General features: G+C 57.3%; 18 protein-coding genes. 11 read left to right on the top strand and 7 right to left on the bottom strand.

What is annotated here, in order from left to right:
* Positions 1-82 precede the first annotated feature (82 nt).
* The 11 genes from Q8O73_RS00345 (at position 83) to Q8O73_RS00295 (ending at position 12,142) form a co-directional block, all read left to right on the top strand.
* Positions 83-1,636, top strand: a complete 1,554-nt coding sequence (locus Q8O73_RS00345) for a sugar ABC transporter ATP-binding protein (protein ID WP_305553157.1) — start codon at positions 83-85, stop codon at positions 1,634-1,636.
* Positions 1,629-2,639 (top strand): ABC transporter permease, encoded by a 1,011-nt coding sequence (locus Q8O73_RS00340; protein ID WP_305553154.1) that lies wholly within the window; start codon positions 1,629-1,631, stop codon positions 2,637-2,639. Before Q8O73_RS00345 ends, Q8O73_RS00340 begins: the two co-directional genes overlap by 8 nt.
* Positions 2,640-2,707: 68 nt before the next feature.
* The gene (locus tag Q8O73_RS00335; RefSeq protein ID WP_305553151.1) at positions 2,708-3,676 is read left to right on the top strand and encodes a substrate-binding domain-containing protein; all 969 of its coding nucleotides are present in this window, start codon (positions 2,708-2,710) and stop codon (positions 3,674-3,676) included.
* Between the two features lie 104 nt (positions 3,677-3,780).
* On the top strand, positions 3,781-4,836 hold the full coding sequence (locus Q8O73_RS00330; protein ID WP_305553148.1) for a sugar phosphate isomerase/epimerase: 1,056 nt from the start codon (positions 3,781-3,783) through the stop codon (positions 4,834-4,836).
* A gap of 25 nt (positions 4,837-4,861) precedes the next feature.
* Positions 4,862-6,034 (top strand): Gfo/Idh/MocA family protein, encoded by a 1,173-nt coding sequence (locus Q8O73_RS00325; RefSeq protein WP_305553145.1) that lies wholly within the window; start codon positions 4,862-4,864, stop codon positions 6,032-6,034.
* A gap of 139 nt (positions 6,035-6,173) precedes the next feature.
* Complete coding sequence (locus Q8O73_RS00320; RefSeq protein ID WP_305553386.1) at positions 6,174-7,139, top strand: D-glycerate dehydrogenase; 966 nt, start codon at positions 6,174-6,176, stop codon at positions 7,137-7,139.
* 181 nt (positions 7,140-7,320) lie between these two features.
* A complete protein-coding gene (locus tag Q8O73_RS00315; protein ID WP_305553142.1) occupies positions 7,321-8,484 on the top strand; it encodes a TRAP transporter substrate-binding protein in 1,164 nt (387 codons plus the stop codon).
* A gap of 88 nt (positions 8,485-8,572) precedes the next feature.
* Positions 8,573-9,145, top strand: a complete 573-nt coding sequence (locus tag Q8O73_RS00310) for a TRAP transporter small permease subunit (RefSeq protein ID WP_305553139.1) — start codon at positions 8,573-8,575, stop codon at positions 9,143-9,145.
* 48 nt (positions 9,146-9,193) lie between these two features.
* Positions 9,194-10,615, top strand: a complete 1,422-nt coding sequence (locus Q8O73_RS00305) for a TRAP transporter large permease subunit (protein ID WP_305553136.1) — start codon at positions 9,194-9,196, stop codon at positions 10,613-10,615.
* Complete coding sequence (locus Q8O73_RS00300; protein WP_305553133.1) at positions 10,602-11,981, top strand: amidase; 1,380 nt, start codon at positions 10,602-10,604, stop codon at positions 11,979-11,981. Before Q8O73_RS00305 ends, Q8O73_RS00300 begins: the two co-directional genes overlap by 14 nt.
* On the top strand, positions 11,978-12,142 hold the full coding sequence (locus Q8O73_RS00295) for a hypothetical protein (RefSeq protein ID WP_305553131.1): 165 nt from the start codon (positions 11,978-11,980) through the stop codon (positions 12,140-12,142). The genes Q8O73_RS00300 and Q8O73_RS00295 overlap by 4 nt, the downstream gene beginning before the upstream one ends.
* Positions 12,143-12,187: 45 nt before the next feature.
* On the opposite strand, the gene Q8O73_RS00290 is transcribed toward Q8O73_RS00295, so the two are convergent.
* The 7 genes from Q8O73_RS00290 to Q8O73_RS00260 all read right to left on the bottom strand — a co-directional run bounded on the left by Q8O73_RS00290 (position 12,188) and on the right by Q8O73_RS00260 (position 19,311).
* Positions 12,188-13,621 (bottom strand): hypothetical protein, encoded by a 1,434-nt coding sequence (locus Q8O73_RS00290; protein WP_305553129.1) that lies wholly within the window; start codon positions 13,619-13,621, stop codon positions 12,188-12,190.
* A gap of 114 nt (positions 13,622-13,735) precedes the next feature.
* Positions 13,736-14,230, bottom strand: a complete 495-nt coding sequence (locus tag Q8O73_RS00285) for an Lrp/AsnC family transcriptional regulator (protein ID WP_305553127.1) — start codon at positions 14,228-14,230, stop codon at positions 13,736-13,738.
* A complete protein-coding gene (gene doeB, locus Q8O73_RS00280; protein ID WP_305553125.1) occupies positions 14,227-15,228 on the bottom strand; it encodes a N(2)-acetyl-L-2,4-diaminobutanoate deacetylase DoeB in 1,002 nt (333 codons plus the stop codon). The genes Q8O73_RS00285 and doeB overlap by 4 nt, the downstream gene beginning before the upstream one ends.
* Before the next feature lie 71 nt (positions 15,229-15,299).
* Entirely contained in the window at positions 15,300-16,481 is a 1,182-nt protein-coding gene (doeA, locus tag Q8O73_RS00275) for an ectoine hydrolase DoeA (protein WP_305553123.1), read from the bottom strand.
* 33 nt (positions 16,482-16,514) lie between these two features.
* Positions 16,515-17,507 carry an ectoine utilization protein EutC gene (eutC, locus tag Q8O73_RS00270; RefSeq protein WP_305553121.1) on the bottom strand — a complete coding sequence of 331 codons (993 nt, stop codon included), beginning with the start codon at positions 17,505-17,507 and terminating at the stop codon, positions 16,515-16,517.
* Entirely contained in the window at positions 17,504-18,514 is a 1,011-nt protein-coding gene (eutB, locus tag Q8O73_RS00265; protein ID WP_305553119.1) for a hydroxyectoine utilization dehydratase EutB, read from the bottom strand. Before eutB ends, eutC begins: the two co-directional genes overlap by 4 nt.
* A complete protein-coding gene (locus Q8O73_RS00260; protein WP_305553117.1) occupies positions 18,511-19,311 on the bottom strand; it encodes an Asp/Glu racemase in 801 nt (266 codons plus the stop codon). Before Q8O73_RS00260 ends, eutB begins: the two co-directional genes overlap by 4 nt.
* Positions 19,312-19,378 lie beyond the last annotated feature (67 nt).

Below are 19,378 nucleotides of genomic sequence, written 5' to 3'. Positions count from 1 at the left end.
GGTTTACATAAAAAATGAAAACGTTTACAAAAAGGATAATCAAGAGTTCACCGCGCAAAAGCGGGGCAGGGAGGTCCTATCCATGAAGAATGCGGCAAAAAATGCCGCTGAACCCGTCGTTTCGGGTCAGTTGCGACTGTCTGCACGCCAGATATGCAAATCCTTTGGTGCGGCACAGGTGCTGTTTGATGTTCCCATCGATCTTTATGCCGGTGAAGTGCATGCGCTTTTGGGGGAAAATGGCGCGGGCAAATCGACGCTGGTCAAGATCCTGTCGGGGTATCATGCGCCTGACAGTGGCGAGATCGTGCTGGACGGAAGCCCGGTATCCTTTGACAGCAGCGAGGATGGCGAGGCGCGCGGTATTATCCTGATCCATCAGGAATTGAACCTGGCCGATCAGTTGACGGTCGAGGAAAACATTTTTCTGGGTCGTGAAATGACCCGTGGCTGGTTTCTGGACAAGGCCGCAATGCGCGATGAGGCCGCCCGGCTTTTGGCCGGATTGCAGTGTGATATTGATCCTTGCACCCGTATTCGCGATTTGCCGGTATCGGACCGGCAAATGGTTGAAATTGCCAAGGCACTGTCGAAACAGGCCGATATTCTGATTCTGGATGAACCGACCGCCGTTCTGACCGGGCGCGAGGTGGATATTCTGTTTGACCAGATCCGCCGCCTGCGCGAGCGCGGGGTGGCGATCCTGTATATTTCCCACAAGCTGGACGAGATCAAGGCGATTGCCGACCGCGTTACCGTTTTGCGCGATGGCAGCCATATCACGACACAGGCGGTTGCCGGTCTTGAAAAGGACGATATGGCGCGGTTGATGGTCGGGCGCGATATCGCCCAGATGTTCCCCGACCAGATTGCCGATCCGTCAGCGCCCGTGGTGTTGTCGGTGCGCAATCTGTCGGTGCCCGGACAGGTTTATGATGCCGGTTTTGATTTGCGCCGGGGCGAGGTTTTGGGGTTTGCCGGGATTGTCGGGGCCGGGCGCACGGCCCTGATGGAGGCGATCATTGGCCTGCGCCCGCGTAGTAGCGGCGCGATTTTGCGCGATGGGCAACCGGTTGTGATTGACAATCTGCGCGATGCCGGGCGGTGCGGGATTGCCTATCTGACCAAGGATCGCAAGGGCAGCGGGTTGTTGCTGAATATGGAGATGCGGCCCAATCTGACCTTGCTGGCGCTGGACCGGTTCGGGCGGTTTTTGCTGAACCGCAAGGCAGAGGACGCCGCCCTTGAAAAGGCGATTGCCGCCTTTGACATCCGGGCGGCAGACCGCACGACCAAGGTCGGGGATTTTTCCGGTGGCAATCAACAAAAACTGTTGCTGGCCAAGGTGATGGAATGCAACCCCGATATCGTGATTATCGATGAGCCGACACGCGGCATCGATATTGGCACCAAAAGCCAGATTTATCATTTCATCGGCGATCTGACGGCACAGGGCAAATCGGTGATTTTGCTGTCGTCGGAAATGACCGAAATGCTGGGGCTTTCGGACCGGATCATTGTGATGGCCGCAGGCCGTATTACCGGCATTCTCGACGGCGAAGACCGCACCGAACATCAAATCATGCGGCACGCCACAGGTATTTCAGACAATCAGGGAGTGTCTGTTCATGGGTAATTCCGGGCGCAGCGCGGGTCGCACCGCCGCCGGACGGTTTATTGATTTCAAGGCAATGGGGCCGTTTATGGCCCTGGTGGCGCTGTTTGTTCTGGGGGCGCTGATCAATGATGCGTTTCTGAGCAGCGGCAATCTGTCGAATATTTTTACCCGGTCGGCCTTTATCGGCATCATTGCGGTCGGGGCGACCTTTGTGATCACGGCGGGCGGCATTGATTTGTCGGTCGGGTCGATGGCGGCGTTTATTTCCGGTGCCATGATTGTGGTGATGAACACCCTGATTGCCACCCTTGGCGCGGGGGTGGAAACCGTGTTGCTGGGCATTGCGGTCAGTGTGGTTCTGGGCGTTGCCGCCGGGGCGATCAACGGGTTGGTGACGACACGCGGCAAGATCGAGGCCTTTATCGTCACCCTTGGCACGATGGGGATTTACCGGTCACTGGTGACCTATATGGCCGATGGTGGCACGCTGTCGCTGGATTTTGCGATCCGCGATACCTATCGCCCGCTGTATTACGGCGATATTTTGGGAATTCCGGTGCCGGTGGTGGTGTTTTTTGCGGTGGCGGTCGGCGGGTATGTGTTGCTGAACATGACGCCGTTTGGCCGCAAATGTTTTGCCATCGGGTCCAATGAACAGGTGGCGCGTTATTCGGCCATCCATGTCGACCGGATCAAGACCCTGACCTATGTCATTCAGGGGCTGTGTGTGTCGATTGCCACGATCATTTATGTGCCGCGTCTGGGGTCTGCATCCTCGTCCACCGGGGTTTTGTGGGAACTGGAGGCGATTGCGGCGGTGATCATTGGCGGCACCATGCTGAAAGGCGGTTATGGCCGCATCTGGGGCACGGTGATCGGGGCGATCATGCTGACCACCATTGGCAATATTCTCAATCTTACGGACGTTATCAGCAACTATCTGAACGGGGCTGTTCAGGGGCTGATCATTATCGTCGCGGTTTTGCTGCAACGGGGCGACTGGCGACGCAAGAAAAACTGACGCGGGCGGTCAACACCCGGTCATCGCGACAAATGATCCATCATTTTGTTCATCAGTGAGGAAACACCATGACCATAAAATCCAAATTCCTGCCCGGTATATTGGGTGCGGCCTGTGCGGTTGCCCTTGGTTTTGCGGCAACCGCCGCACAGGCGCAGGAAAAAATCAAAATCGGGGTTTCGATCCCGGCGGCGACCCATGGCTGGGCCGGGGGTCTTAACTGGCACGCAGGCGAGGCCGAAAAACGTCTTGAGGCCGCCTATCCCAATCTGGATATCATCATTGTGACCGCCAATGGCGCGACCGAACAGGCCAATGACCTGGAAGACCTTGTGTCGGTGCAAAATATTGATGCGCTGGTGGTTTTGCCGTTTGAATCCGATCCGTTGACCGTGCCGGTCCAGCAGGTCAAACAGGCGGGCAAATTTGTGACCGTGGTGGATCGTGGTCTTTCCCTGCCGGGGATCGAGGATGTCTATGTTGCGGGCAATAATCCCGAACTGGGCCGGGTATCGGGCGAATACATCAAGGGCCGTCTGGATGGCAAGGGCAAGATCGTGATTTTGCGCGGCATTCCGACCGTGATTGACGAAGAACGGGTTGAAGGGTTCCTTGCCGAAATCGAAGGCACGGATATCGAGGTTCTGGATATGAAACACGCCAACTGGAACCGCGATGACGGGTTTGAAGTCATGCAGGATTTCCTGTCGCGGTTTCCACAAATCGATGCGGTCTGGGCGCAGGATGACGACATTGCGCTGGGCGTGATCGAGGCGGTCAATCAGGCGGATCGTGCCGATGAAATGTTCATCGTCGGCGGGGCCGGGATGAAAGACATCATCAAACGGGTGATGGATGGCGATGCGCTGGTGCCGATTGATGTGCTGTATCCGCCATCGATGATTGCCACCGCGATGGATATTACCGCGTTGAAATTCGTTTCCAACGGGGCGGTCGAAGGCCGTTACATTCTGGGCGCGACAGTGGTGACCCAGGAAAATGCCAGCAATTTCTATTTCCCGGATTCGCCGTTCTGAGTGGTGACTGATCCGGGTGGGGCTGTCGCCTGTCTGTATTTTCTTCCTGTGCGGGCAGGCGGCGGTTCCCCATCATCCTCAAGACGACAACATACGAGGTCACGATGAAGACTCTCAAGGGACCGGCCATTTTTCTGGCCCAGTTTGCCGGGGATGATGCCCCGTTTGACAGCCTTGACCATATTGGCCGCTGGGCCGGGTCGCTGGGCTATAAGGGTGTGCAAATGCCCAGTTGGGACAAGCGCCTGTTTGATCTGGAAAAGGCGGCAACCAGCAAGGATTATTGCGACGAGGTCAAGGGCACACTGGCGCAATACGGGGTGGAACTGACGGAATTGTCCACCCATCTGCAAGGGCAACTGGTGGCGGTTCATCCGGCCTATGACGAGATGTTTGACGGTTTTGCCGCCCCCGAAGTGCGCGGCAATCCCAAGGCGCGGCAACAATGGGCAGTGAAACAGCTTTTACTGGCGATCAAGGCGTCTGAAAATCTGGGTATTGGGGATCATGTTACTTTTTCCGGGGCGCTGGCATGGCCGTTTGTCTATCCGTGGCCGCAACGCCCGGCGGGGTTGATCGACACCGCCTTTGACGAACTGGCAAAACGGTGGTTGCCGATTTTGAATGCCGCCGATGCGTCGGGGGTCAATATCTGTTATGAAATCCATCCGGGTGAAGATCTGTTTGATGGTGCAACCTTTGAGATGTTTCTGGACCGGGTCAAGGGACATGCGCGGTGCAACATCCTGTATGATCCCAGCCATTTCGTCTTGCAGCAGCTTGATTACCTTGATTTCATCGATATTTACGCAGACCGGATCAAAATGTTCCATGTCAAGGATGCGGAATTCAATCCGACCGGGCGACAGGGCGTTTATTCCGGGTATCAGGGATGGGCCGGGCGGGCCGGGCGGTTCCGGTCGCTGGGCGACGGGCAGGTGGATTTCGGGGCCATTTTTTCCAAACTGGCGGCCCTTGATTTTGACGGCTGGGCGGTTCTGGAATGGGAATGCGCCCTGAAACATCCCGAAGACGGGGCGCGGGAAGGGGCGGAATTCATCAAAAATCACATCATCCGGGTGACGGAAAAAGCTTTTGACGATTTTGCCGGGGCGGGTGCGGATGAGGCAACCAACCGGCGGCTTTTGGGTCTTGGATAACCAAATTATCGGAACGGAGACGGCAATGATAACAGCAAGCAGCAACAAGACCGCGCCCCGTCGCCTGCGTCTGGGCATGGTCGGCGGTGGCAAGGGGGCGTTTATCGGGGCGGTGCATCGTCTGGCCGCCCGGATGGATGACCGTTATGAACTGGTGGCCGGGGCATTGTCGTCAAAACCCGACATTGCCCGGGCGTCGGCACAGGAACTGTTTATCGACCCGGATCGCAGTTATGACAGTTTCACCGAAATGGCAAAGCGCGAGGCCGCCCGCCCCGACGGCATGGATGTCTGTGCGATTGTCACCCCCAATCATTTGCATTTCCCCGCCGCGATGGCGATGCTTGATGCCGGTATTCATGTGATTTGTGACAAGCCGCTTTGCCTTGATCTGGCCGAGGCGGAAAAACTGGCGGCAAAGGTTGCGCAAACCGGGTTGCTGTTTGCCCTGACGCATAATTACACCGCCTATCCGATGGTGCGCGAGGCGCGCGATATGGTGCATGGCGGCAAGCTGGGCACGATCCGGCTGGTGCAGGTTGAATATCCGCAAGGTTGGATGGCGACACGGGTTGAAGATACCGACAACAAACAGGCGCATTGGCGGGCCGATCCGGCACAGGCCGGGATGGGCGGGGCGCTGGGCGATATTGGCACCCATGCCCATAATCTGGCCTGCTTTGTCAGCGGGCTGGAGCCCCACGAACTTTGCGCCGATCTGTCGCGCATGGTGGAGGGCCGGGTTCTGGATGACAATGTGCAGATTTTGCTGCGTTATAAAAACGGCGCACGCGGCATGTTATGGGCCAGTCAGGTGGCGATTGGCCATGAAAACGGCCTGCGGTTGCGGGTCTATGGCGACAAGGGGTCGCTGGAATGGGCGCAGGAACATCCCAATCATCTGCATTTCAGGCCGCTGGCCGGGCAGCCGCGCCTGTTGACCCGCAACGGGCCGGGAATCGGATCGGCGGGATTGCATGGCGTGCGGGTTCCGTCCGGCCATCCGGAAGGATATCTGGAAGGTTTCGCCAATCTTTACAGCGATTTCGCCGATCAGCTTTGCGCCCGCCTGAATGACACGCCGCCGCCTGCGGCGTCGCTTCTGGTGCCGGGGATTGCCGAAGGGGTCAAGGGGATGCGTTTTGTCGAGGCGGTGGTGGCATCAAGCCAGCGCGGGGCGGTCTGGACGATGCTTTAACCGGTCAGACCTTTTCCGGGATGCGGAATAATATGCAAAGGCCCTTGTGGATTGGTTCCATTTGGGCCTTTGTTTATGGACGGAAAATTTATGGGTCACACCCTAACAAGAAGCGCAAAGCTTCATCCGGGAGGCAATGATGACTGGGAAACCGGTGCTTTTGATCACACGCAAATTGCGTGATGTTGTGCAGGCACGCGCGAAGCAAACCTATCAGGTGATCCTGAATGACGATGATCATGTGTTTGATGCCGATGAACTGATTGCGCGGTGTCAGAATGTCGATGCGGTGTTGCCGTGCCATTCCGAACATTTCAGTGCCGATGTCATTGCGGCCCTGCCCAAGCGCCTGCGCATTATCGCCAATCATTCGGTCGGGGTTGATCATGTTGATCTGGCAGCGGCCAAGGCGGCGGGCATTGTTGTGACCAATACGCCCGATGTGTTGTCGGATGCGACGGCGGAAATCGCCATATTGTGCATGTTGGGGGCGGCCCGGCGTGGGGCCGAAGGCGATGCGATGATCCGCGCCGGGAAATGGGATTTCTGGTCGCCCGCCTTTATGGTCGGACGGCAGGTGAGCGGCAAGCAGTTTGGCGTGCTGGGCATGGGCCGGGTCGGGCAGGTGACGGCGGACCGGGCGCGGGGGTTTGGCATGGAAATCCATTATCACAATCGCACCCGTTTGCCGGAACATCTGGAAAAAGGCGCTGTGTTTCACGATACGGTCGCGGGACTGTTTGCGGTTTCCGATGTTTTGTCGCTGCATTGTCCGGCCACCCCCGACACCAGAAACATCATCAATGCCAAAACGCTGGCCCTGTTGCCGGACCGGGCGATCCTGGTCAATACGGCACGCGGCGGCCTTGTGGATGAGGCGGCCCTGATCGACGCCCTGCAAAGCGGCAGGCTGTTTGCCGCCGGTCTGGATGTGTTTCAGGTGGAGCCGGGGGGGAATCCTGCGCTGGCGGCATTGCCGAATGTTTTTTTGTTGCCGCATATCGGATCGGCCACCGAAGAAACCCGCGATGCGATGGGGTTCCGCGCCCTTGATAATCTGGATGCGTTTTTTTCGGGGCGCGCGCCACAGGACCGGCTGGTCTGAGCGGGACATTGCGGAAACGACGAAGGTTACAGGCGAAACTATCCTTGGTTGTATTCCACATGGTGGAAAGATCTATATTCGATGGTGCTTGTGTTGCCAAAAAGGCTGTGTAAAGCTAATGGGATCATGGGACTTCCGCCGTATGGTTGCTGACCATGGTTATGAAATCCGGGAGGAAAAAATGAAAAATTTACCGAAAACGGAACACACCAAACCTGAAAATCTGTCACGTCGTTCGTTCCTGAGTAAAGGGGCGACCGGTGTTGTTGCCGGTGGCGTTGCCGCAACCGGCATGTTTGCGGCGCCGGCTGTTTTGGCGCAGGCACCGCTTGTTGTTAAAATGCAGACCTCGTGGCCGGCATCGGACATCTGGATGGACTTTGCCCGTCAATATGTCGAACGTGTCGAAGCCATGTCGGGGGGCCGTCTTAAAATCGATCTGTTGCCTGCGGGTGCCGTTGTTGGCGCGTTTCAGGTGCTGGACGGTGTGAATGACGGCGTGATCGATATCGCCCATTCAGTGCCGGTTTACTGGTATGGCAAGAACAAGGCCGCATCGCTGTTTGGCACCGGTCCGGTGTTTGGCGGTTCGGCCACCACCATGCTGTCATGGTTCTATGCCGGTGGCGGCGAAGAATTTTACCGCGAACTGACCCAGGATGTGATGGGGCTGAACATTGTGGGCCTTTTGGGCTTTCCGATGCCGGCCCAGCCGTTTGGCTGGTTCAAGGGTGAAGTCAACACGGTTGCCGATATTCAGGGCTTTAAATACCGCACCGTCGGTCTGGCGGCAGATTTGCTGCAATCGATGGGGATGAGCGTCGCACAGCTTCCGGGCGGCGAAATTGTGCCGGCGATGGAACGCGGTGTGATTGACGCCTTTGAATTCAACAATCCGTCTTCTGACATGCGGTTTGGCGCGCAGGATGTGGCGAAAAACTATTATCTGTCGTCCTATCACCAGGCGTCGGAAAGCTTTGAATTCCTGTTTAACAAGGATTTCCTTGAAGATCTCGAACCCGATCTTCAGGCGATCCTGCGCTATGCGGTTGAAGCGGCATCCACGTCCAACACGTCGCTTGCCCTTGATAATTATTCGGCCGATCTGCAAAAACTTCAGAATGAATCGGGTGTGACCATCCACCGCACCTCGAACGAAATTCTGGCAGCACAGCTTGAAGCCTGGGACAAGTTGATCCCTGAACTGGAACAGGATGCGTATATGAAACGTGTTCTGGACAGCCAGCGCGCCTGGGTCGAACGGGTGACATACTACGAATTGATGAATTCGCCTGACTACGTACTGGCCTATGATCATTACTTCCCGGGTAAATTGAAACTTTAATCTGTTTCAGTTTGTCTAACTGACAAGGTAGCCCCGCAAGCGTTTGATGCGTCTGCGGGGCTGTCCTTCCGGCTATGGAATTTTTATGATGATCCGGTTTATTCAATTCGCCGACAATCTTTCGGCATGGTTTGCCAAGTCCTTTGGCTGGGTGATCATTCTGATGACACTGGGGATGAGCTACGAGGTTCTCGTACGCTATGCCCTGAATTCCCCGACAACCTGGTCGCTGGATGTGTCGTTTATCATGTATGGCACATTATTCATGATGGGCGGGGCTTATACCCTGTCGCGCGGCGGGCATGTCCGGGGCGATTTCATTTATCGTTTATGGCGGCCCCGAACCCAGGCGAAAGTGGACCTGGTTCTTTATCTCTTTTTCTTTTTCCCCGGTGTTACGGCGCTGGTTCTGACCGGCTGGAAATATTCGGCCCGGTCGTGGGGATATGGCGAGGTCAGCGTCAACAGCCCGGCGGGGGTGCCGATTTACCAGTTCAAAACGGTGATCGTCGCGGCAGGATTATTGCTGTTTATTCAGGGCATTGCCCAGGTGATGCGCTGTATCCTGTGCATGCGCGAGGGGTATTGGCGCGAAGCCGAAGAAGATGTGCGGGAAACCGAAGAAATCTTGATAAAGCAGCGCGCCGAAGGCGACCTGTGACCGCCAGCATCATAAACCTCATAACCGGTCTTGAACGGAGCTGTAAACGTGGTTGATCCCCAAGTTGCCCTGTTGATGCTTGGCATCTTCATCATCCTGGTCTTTCTGGGCTTTCCTGTCGCCTTTACGTTGATGGCGCTGGGCATCGGTTTTGGCTATTACGCCTATTTCGACGATGGTCGCATGTGGCGGGCCTTTAACCGTCTGGGCGAAGATGCCGATATCTGGACGTCGATAACGACATGGGTGGAAGGCGCTTTTAACAGCCGTATCTTTGACCTTTTTATCAACCAGACCTATACGGTGATGTCGAACGAGGTTTTGACCGCCGTGCCGCTGTTCCTGTTTATGGGGTACATCGTTGAACGGGCCAATATCGTCAATCGCCTGTTTTCCACCCTGAATATCGCGGCGCGTAATATTCCCGGTTCCCTTGGTGTGGCGGCCCTGATTACCTGTGCGTTGTTTGCCACGGCAACCGGGATTGTCGGCGCGGTGGTGACCCTGATGGGGTTGCTGGCCCTGCCTGCGATGCTTAAGGCGCGGTACGATAAAAGTTTTGCCGCCGGGATCATCTGCGCGGGCGGGACGCTGGGCATTCTGATCCCGCCGTCGATCATGCTGATTGTTTATGCGGCATCGTCCGGGGTGTCGATTGTGCGGCTGTATGCCGGGGCATTGTTGCCGGGCCTGACGCTGGTTGGTCTTTATCTTCTTTATGTGGTGGGCCGGGCGGTGTTGCAGCCGTCCGCCGCCCCGAAACCCAGCAAGGAAGAAGTGCCCGAAGTGCCGCTGTTGCAGGTTTTGTGGATGCTGTTCACATCCTTTTTCCCGCTGGCTTTCCTGATTCTGGCGGTTCTGGGATCAATCCTGTTCGGGTTTGCAACCCCGACCGAGGCGGCATCCATCGGGGCACTGGGCGGGATGGTTCTGGCATTCGGCTATCGTGCCATGACGTTTCAGCGGTTGCGGGAATCGGTGTATCTGACCGTGCGGACATCGGCGATGGTGTGCTGGCTGTTTGTGGGGTCCTATACTTTTTCGTCGGTGTTTTCCTATCTGGGCGGCGAACATGTGATTGCTGAATTTGTCAGCAGTCTTGATCTGACGCCGTTGCAATTCCTGCTGATGGCGCAGCTGATCATCTTTTTGCTGGGCTGGCCGCTGGAATGGTCGGAAATCATCATCATCTTTGTGCCGATTTTCCTGCCATTGTTGCCGCTGTTCAACATTGATCCGCTGTTTTTCGGTATTCTGGTCGCACTCAATCTGCAAACCTCGTTCCTGACCCCGCCCATGGCGATGTCGGCCTATTATCTCAAGGGGGTTGCGCCGCCGGGCTTGCAACTGACAGAGATTTTCAAGGGCGTCATGCCGTTCCTGTTCATGGTGATTGTCAGCATGGTGATTATGTATAATTTCCCGCAAATCGTCTTCCACCTGCCGGATGCGTTCTATGGCGCCCGGTAAACGCGAAAAATCCGCCAACCCTGTTCTGGCGCTTGGCGCGGTCGAGGTGCGGGACCGTCTGGCATCGGGTGCCTTGCGGGCGGTGGAATATGCGCAGGCCTGTCTGGACCTGATCGCCGTTCGGGAACCGGAAATTCAGGCATGGGCGTGGCTTGACAGCGACCATGTTCTGGCACAGGCGGCGGCCCTTGATGCCCGGCGATTGTCGGGGGCACCGATCGGGCCGCTGCACGGGGTGCCGGTGGCGTTAAAGGACGTCATCGACACGGCCAAAATCCCGACCGAAAACGGCACCCCGATTGATGCCGGGCGCGTGCCTGACAAGGATGCCGTGATTGTGGCCAAACTCAAGGCGGCCGGGGCGATCATTATGGGCAAGACGGTGACAACCGAACTGGCCTTTATGCATCCGTCCAAAACCCGCAACCCGCATAATTCCGCCCATACGCCGGGCGGGTCTTCGGCGGGGTCGGCGGCGGCCGTGGCGGCCGGAATGGTGCCATTGGCGGTGGGAACGCAAACCGGCGGGTCGGTGATCCGGCCTGCGGCTTTTTGCGGGATTACCGGGTTCAAGCCGACCTTTGGCGCGATCCCGCGGACCGGCATTTTGCCGCAATCGCCCAGTCTTGATACGGTGGGTGTTTTCGCCCGCACGGTCGAAGACGCCGCCCTTTTGGCGGAAATTTTATTCGGGTATGACCCGCAAGACAGTGCGACCGAACCGGCCCCGACACCGCGCCTGTTATCGGTGGCGGGCAGCAACCCGCCAGTGACCCCGACCCTTGCCTTTGTCCGGGTGCCGGGGTTTGACGATGCGGACGCACAAACGCATCTGGCGATGGCCGAACTGGTCGAAGTTTTGGGTGAATATTGTTTTGAGGCCCCGCTGCCTGCCGTGTTTAACGAGGCGGCGGATATTCGCGCACGGATCAATGCGGCGGAAATGGCCAAATGTTATTACAGCCTTGAACGGCGGGGCCGCGACAAAATGTCGCCGGAACTGACCCGGATGATGGACAAGGGCAAGGATATTCTGGCCCGCGATTACATTGCCGCCCTTGATTGGCGGGAATTGTATAATGCGGCCCTGAACGAAATTCTGGATCGGTGTGATGCCATCATCACCCCGGCAACCCTTGGCCCGGCCCCCGAAGGGCTGACAACAACCGGCAATCCGGTCTTTAACGGTTTGTGGACCCTGTGTGGGACACCGGCGGTGACCATACCGGTATTTTGGGCCGAAAATGGCATGCCGATGGGGGTGCAACTGATTGGGCGACGGGGTGATGATGCGCGGCTTTTGCGCACGGCACGCTGGTTGGCCGATCATATCACATCGCTTGGCGACAAAGGAGAAACCGCATGACCAACCGTATCATGGCGCTGTTTGCCCTGATCATGCTGCTGGGTTTTCTGGGCATTCTGGTGTGGCATGTGCCGCGCTGGGATTTGGGAATTGTCATCGCGATTACGATGGCGCTGGCCGGGTATGATTTTCTGTTGGGCGCACGCCGCAAAAAATCCTGATTTCGGTTCCGATATTTTGATCCGGCCGCGGTTGATCTTTGGAGATCAGCGCGGCCGGAACTGTTTGCCATCCACCGACAGGATCGTGCCGTCATAGCGGCACGGCACGGTGGCACCGGGTGCGCTCATGGTTTGCAGAACCTGCCCGGTGGCGGCGATTTTGTAGGTTCCCTGCCCGTATTGATAGGTGATGCTGTCGGCTGTGGTGTGATAGCGCAGGGTAATGTCAAACTGATAGCGGGTGGCCCCGCCTTGTGTATATTGCACAAATCGTCCGGGGCCGCTGCCGGTGCCGTCAAGGTCCAGTAATGTATCCCCGCCATCGGCAACAAATTTGCCGCCGACGGTCTGGCACCCGGTTGGCGTGGTGGCTTGTGCTGTTTCGGTCTGTTTTTGTTGTGCGGCTTTGGCGGCTTCTTCGGCGGCCCTTGCGGCGGTGATCTGACGATCTTTTTCGATCAGAGCGGCCAGTTCGCCTGCCGATTCCAGTTTCTGGCCGCCGTAATAATAACAATCCCCCATTGCGACATTTTCATCGCCGCAGACAAATTCACCGGTCTGGAGCGGATAGGTCGAGGCATCTGTAAAATCCATCCATCCGCCTTCCCACCAGGTCAGACGACCTTGCCCCGCCGGTTTGCGTTGGCGTACCGGCCCCTGCCAGACATTGCCATCGGCCATGTGCAATGCACCTTCCAGCGGATCGAACGCCTGATAGGTGCCGGTAAAGACGGTTCCATCCGGCCAGCGGGTCGTGCTGCCCGGTGTCAGTTGGTGGGTGTTGGTTTGATAAACGCCATCAACCTCGCGGCCATCGGCATATTCGATATCGCCGGTGATGGTTTCATCGGTGATTTCGGCATTCAGGATTTCGGCAAAGGGCTGACCATTGCGGGTGATTTCGACCGTTCCCTCGCCAACCAGATTGCCGTTGTTTTGCGGGCCGGTATAGTCGGCGCGAAATCCGTTTTCGTTAAAAAGCGTATCGGGTCCGTAAGTGGTTGATATCGGCACGCGCCATGCGGTTGTATCAATGGTGGGATCAATCCGTTTCGGGTCGGGTTGCCGGCTGATGGCAATATCGTCGGTAAACAGGCCGGTATCGGCATAAACCACGGTGGTTTCGCCGGGATAAACATCGACCCAGCCGCTATATTTCAGATCGCCCAGACGATAGACATTCACCGTATATTTGTCGGCCCAAAGCGCATATTCCTTGATCTGCCCGGCGGATAATTGGTCGGTGATGAAGGGTTTGAAACCCTTGTTGCTCGCGGCCTTTGTTACTTGCATCTGCCAGCCGTAATAGCCGCCGACACCGGCTGGGCTGATTTTGAACTGAATCGCACCGGGATCGGAAACGCTGGCGCTTGGGATGTTGTATTGCATCTGTGCGGGCGGGGCGGGCTGGGGGGTGCTTGTGGTTTGACAGCCGACAAGGCCCAGCCCAAGCAGGCTGAGCATGGCCCATTTTGTCATGGTTTTTACACACCCCGTATCCATGCCGGTTCCCCCCGAAAATGGCGATGCCAAAAAGCCATTTCGCCATAATTTCAGGGGGAAGGAAAGCAGATAGATGTTGTGAGCGGCGGGTTATTTTCCGCGCACCGGCGGGTCCAGCAGGCTTTCAAGCGGCGGGAAGGGTTCGGATTTAATTTTCTTGGTGACGATATAGGTGAAATAGCGGTCAATGCCGATATTGGCGACCAGAAGCCGGTCAATCAGCCGTTGATATCCATCGACATCGCGGCACAGGATTTTCAACATATAATCCACCCCGCCGCCCAGTGCGTAACATTCCACAATTTCCGGGATGTCCTGCACGGCTTTTTCAAAAATCGTGAAATCTTCGTGTTGATGATGGCGCAGGGTGACTTCGGTCATCACCAGGGTCGGTTTGACCAGTTTTTCCAGATTGATGTGGGCGTTATAGCCCGAAATCACGCCCAGATCTTCCAGACGTTTGAGGCGTTCCCAGCACGGGCTGGGCGACAGGTTGACCGCCTCGGCCAATTTGACCTTGGTGATGCGCCCTTCGCGTTGCAGGGTCAGCAGGATTTTAAGATCCTGTTCGTCCAGACGGATCATGAATCCACCATTGCTGCAATCACCGCCAGACAATCGCCGGTCTTGATCAGGCCGGGGAAATGCCGGGCGGCCAGAATGCCGTCACGCCGGGCGAAATATTCGGTCATTTTGCCGCCGGTGCGTTCAATATCATAAACCCGTGCGACCAGATCATCCTTGCGAACCTTTGCCCCCAGATCGACACAGGGTTCAAACAGGCCGGTGACCTCGCTGGCGATGAAGCAGTCATCACCGGGCATATCAAGCATCCGGGTCGGTTCCGGGATATCGAGTTTATCGGCCAGAATCCCGGCATGGATCAAAAGATTGCGTACCCCGCGATCCGCAATGGCCACCCGTTCGGCGGTTGTGCTGCCGCCGCCGCCCAGTTCGGTGGTGACGAATGTTTTACCGGCATCCTCGACCACGGTGTCAAACATGCCCACCGCATCAAGTTCCAACATCATCATCGACCAGGGCGCACCAAACGCCTTCATCGCGGCAATGCAGGCGGCCTCCTGTTTTTTGTCGGGCAGGACATGCACGGCGGCAAACGGGATGAAATCGAGTGTCTTGCCGCCGGAATGGATATCGAGAACGATATCGGCCAGCGGGACAAGATGGCGCAAAACATAATCGGCGATTTTTTCGGTGACGGTGCCATCCGGGCGACCGGGAAAGGTGCGGTTCAGGTTGCCGCGATCAATCGGCGATATCCGGGTGGCGGCGCAAAATGCCGGATAATTCATCGCAGGCAGGATAATCACCCGGCCCCTGATTTCGCTGGCGGCCAGATGATTGGCCAGTTTGAACAGGGCAACCGGGCCTTCATATTCATCGCCATGATTGCCGCCGGTCAAAAGGGCGGTGGGGCCATTGCCATTGCGAATGACGGTGATGGGAATCATCACAGCCCCCCACGCGGAATCATCGCGCGAATAGGGCAGTTTCAGAAAACCGTGATGCACCCCGTCGACATCCAGCGGGATGGTCGGGGTGATGGGTGATTTTTTTGTCATAATGGCCGTTTCCTTGCGTGGGCGGGGCTGCCGCGACCGTCGGCAGCCCCGGTGTGGGCATGACACCTGCGTCAGTTTTTAACAAAAAGCTGGCGCGGGAAATTGGTCAGGGTCTTGCACCCGGTTTCGGTGATCATCAGGCTTTCGGTAATTTCGATCCCCCAATCATCAAACCACAGGCCGGGCATGAAATGGAATGTCATGCCCGGTTCCAGAACGGTGCGGTCGCCCGGACGCAGGCTCATGGTGCGTTCGCCCCAGTCCGGCGGATAGGACAGGCCAATCGGATAGCCACAGCGGCTGTCTTTTTCGATGCCGTATTTTTGCAGAACGCCAAAAAAGGCATGTGCCACATCCTCGCAGACATTGCCCGGTTTGGCGGATTCAAGCCCGGCCTGAAGCCCTTCGATCAGCGCGCTTTCGGCATCAAGGAACCGCTGATCGGGATCGCCCAGAAACACGGTGCGCGACAGCGGTGCGTGATAGCGTTTATAGCATCCGGCGATTTCAAAAAACGTTCCGGCATTGCCCGGAATCGGTTTGTCATCCCAGGTCAGATGCGGCGCACTGGCATCGGCCCCGGATGGCAAAAGCGGCACAATCGCCGGGTAATCGCCGCCAATACCTTCGACCCCGACAATGCCGGTGCGGTAAATTTCGGCGACCAGTTCGTTTTTCTGCATGCCCGGTTCGACGATTTCCAGAATGCGTTCATGCATATGTTCGACAATGCGGGCCGCCTGGCGCATATAGAAAATCTCGGTTTCGGATTTGACCGCGCGTTGCCAGTTCACAAGGGCGGTGGCATCCTTGAATTTGGCATTGGGCAGGTGGGTTTGCAGTTGCAGGAAACAGCGGGCCGAAAAATAATAATTGTCCATTTCCACGCCGATGGTGCGATTGCCCCATCCCCGTGCATTGATCACATCGGCCAGATAATCCATCGGGTGATGGGTGGTCGATTGCACATAATAATCGGCATAGGGAATGATGCGGTCATGGGTCATGTAAACGGTGCGTTTGGCCCCGTTGGCATCCTGTGACCGCCCATACCAGATCGGGTCATCCTCGATCGGGATCAGAACGCATTGATGGACATAAAACGACCAGCCGTCATAGCCGGTCAGCCACGCCATGTTGGACGGATCGGTCACGATCAGAAGATCGATGCCCTTTTCCACCATGGATGCCTTGGTTTTTTCCAGACGCTCGGCATATTCTTCGCGCGTGAAGTTCAATTCAACCTGACTCATTGCAGGCCTCCAACGTAGGGCTTGTGCCCTTTGTTATGATACGGTCCCGGTGCCGGTGGCAGATGCATCGCATCTTTGCCGGGCGAGGGTGGCGATCGCGGTGTCCTGGACACCTGTACCGGTTAGGTCGCATACCGTAATCTGACTGGCATCGGTGCGACCCGTTGCCTGTCCGGTAATGACCTGTCCCAGTTCTGCAAAGCTGTGATCGGCCGGGATCAGACCGGCATCAATGGCATGATGAAGTTCGCCAAGGATGCGGCATTGCGCCAGACTGTCACAGACATAAAGACCGGCCTGCGCAATCAGCGCAGGATCAATTTCGTTTTTGTGTTCGGCATCGGACCCCATCGCGGTGATATGCGTCCCCGGTTTGATCCAGTCGGCCAGAAGGATCGGCTGACGCGCCGGGGTGGTGGTGACGATGATATCGGCGGCACTGGCGGCCAGCGCACCGTCATCGGTTGCCACAACCTTGATACCGAGTTGTGCCGACAGGGCATCGGCGGTTTTTTGCGCCTTGGCGACATCGCGGGCCCAGATGGTGGCCGATGCGATATTGCGCACCAGCGTCAGGGCATGCAGTTGCAAATGCGCCTGCATGCCGGCGCCAAAAATGGCGACATGGCGGGCATCGGGGCGGGCCAGATGACGGGCGGCAACCCCGCCTGCGGCGGCGGTACGGATATCGGTCAGATAGCCATTATCGAGCATCACCGCCTCCAACAGGCCGGTGCGGGCCGAAAACAAATTCATCAAACCGTTGACCGATGCCAGACCCAGTTTGGGATTGTCAAAAAAGCCGGGGCTGATTTTGATGGCGAAGCTGTCGATGCCCGGCACATAGGCGGTTTTGACATCGACCTCGCCGTTGAATTCGTCGATATCCAGCCGCAGGATCGGCGGCATTTTGACCTTGCCCCCGGCAAGGGCGACAAAGGCCTTTTCGATGCAGTCGATCACGTCACCATCAAGGGTGACGACATTGCGCAAGTCGCTTTCGGTCAGGATTTTGAGATGGGTCATGTTGTGGCTCCTGCCCCTTTGGCGGTGCCAAGATCGACATTTTCGCCGCCGGTAATGCGCCGGTGCAGGGCCATGTCGATATTGCATCCGGTTGCCAGAACCACCGTGCGACCGGGATTGTCGATCAATCCGGCGCGCAGGGCGGCAATGCCGACCGCCCCGGCACCTTCGAGAACATATTGGTCATCCTGATAGGCGGCCCGGATGGCATCGGCGATCTGGGTTTCGTTGACCAGAACAAAATCATCGGTCAGATCGGCGCACATATCGAAGGTATATTGATTGTTCAGGCCAATGCCACCGCCCAGTGAATCGGCCAGTGTCGGCAGTTCTTCGACCGACACCGGTTGTCCGGCCTGAAGGCTTTCGATCATCGCACAGCCGCGTTCCATCGAAATCCCCACGACCCGGATTGCCGGATTGACCGATTTGGCCGCCAAAGCCACCCCGGCCAGCAAGCCGCCCCCGGAAAGCGGCACCAGAAGGGTTTCGGCATCGGGCAAGTCTTCGAGAATTTCAAGGCCCAGTGTGCCTTGCCCGGCGATAATGTCGGCATGGTCAAAGGGCGGCAACATCGTCATGCCGTGTGTTGCGACCAGACGATCCACTTCGTGCTGGGCTTCGTCCTGGCTTTTGCCGGTGATGCAAATTTCGGCCCCAAGGGCACGAATGGCATCGACCTTGTTGGCGGGGACCAGTTCGGACATGCAAATTACCGCCCGCACCCCGGTTCTTTGTGCGGCATAGGCCAGGGCCCGGCCATAATTGCCGGTGGAAACGCCGACAACGCCCTTGTGTTTCTGGTCATCAGTCAGTTTCAAAACCGCATTCAGCGCCCCGCGCAGCTTGAAACTGCCGGTATATTGCAGATGTTCGCATTTGACCCAGACCGGGCTGTTGACGACATCGGACAGGGATGCCGAAGGCCGCAACGGGGTGCGGACAATCTGCCCGGCAATGCTTTTGCGGGCCGACAGGATATCGCCAAGGGTAATCGGGTCTTTCATCGGGAACTCGCACGGCCGGAGGTTTCGGGGGCATGGTCAAACAGGCGGCCAAAGCCGGTAACCGGTTTGTCAAAGGCCAGCAAATGCAGGGCGTGCCAGACCAATGCCTGATTGCTGGTGATCACCGGTTTGCCGATCAGGCGTTCGGCCCGTTCGACCATTTCGGCGGCACGGATGGCAGTGCAGGACACAAACACCGCATCGGCATCGTCAGAATTGGCCTGCAAGACGGCGGCCAGCAAGGCATCGGGGGGCAGGGCGGTCATATCCGGGTCAGTTTCCAGCCCGAATGTCAGAATGCGGGTGATTGCAAACCCGTCGGCGGTCATGCCATCGGCGACCGATTGGGTGACCGCCGGGATATAAGGCGCAACCAGCGCAATTTTGCGAGCCCCGACGGCACGCAACGCCAGTTGTGATGCCAATAACGGGTTGGTCACGGCACAATCGGGCAGACTTTGCCCGATCAGACCGGCAATCCGTGCGGATCCATTCACCGCCGTTCCCGATGTGCAGCCGAAAATGACCACATCAACGCCGTATCCGGGTAACAGGGTGCGGGCGGCACGCGGCAAATCATCGGCCATGGCGCGCAAATGATCGACCGTGACCGGATTGGCGTTTTCAATGCGGGTGGTGAACAGGCCGACATCGCCGGGCAGGATGCGGCGCAAATCATCTTCGCTGTTAAAATCGGTGGCCAGCGTGATCAGGCCAATCCGCCCGCCCGGTGCGACCGGATCGGGACGAAAGGCAAGATCAACCATTTCTGGCGCAACCACAGGGGTAACGGGCATCGTTCTGAGATCCTTGAACGAAGAGGGTTATCATCAACAAATTTTGGTTTCGCCGTGTCTGCCGGAC

The sequence above is a fragment of the Thalassospira sp. genome (assembly GCF_030690045.1).
GTDB lineage: Bacteria > Pseudomonadota > Alphaproteobacteria > Rhodospirillales > Thalassospiraceae > Thalassospira.
Note: the sequence above shows the minus strand (reverse complement) of the source record. Positions and strands in the feature narration are given on the sequence as shown.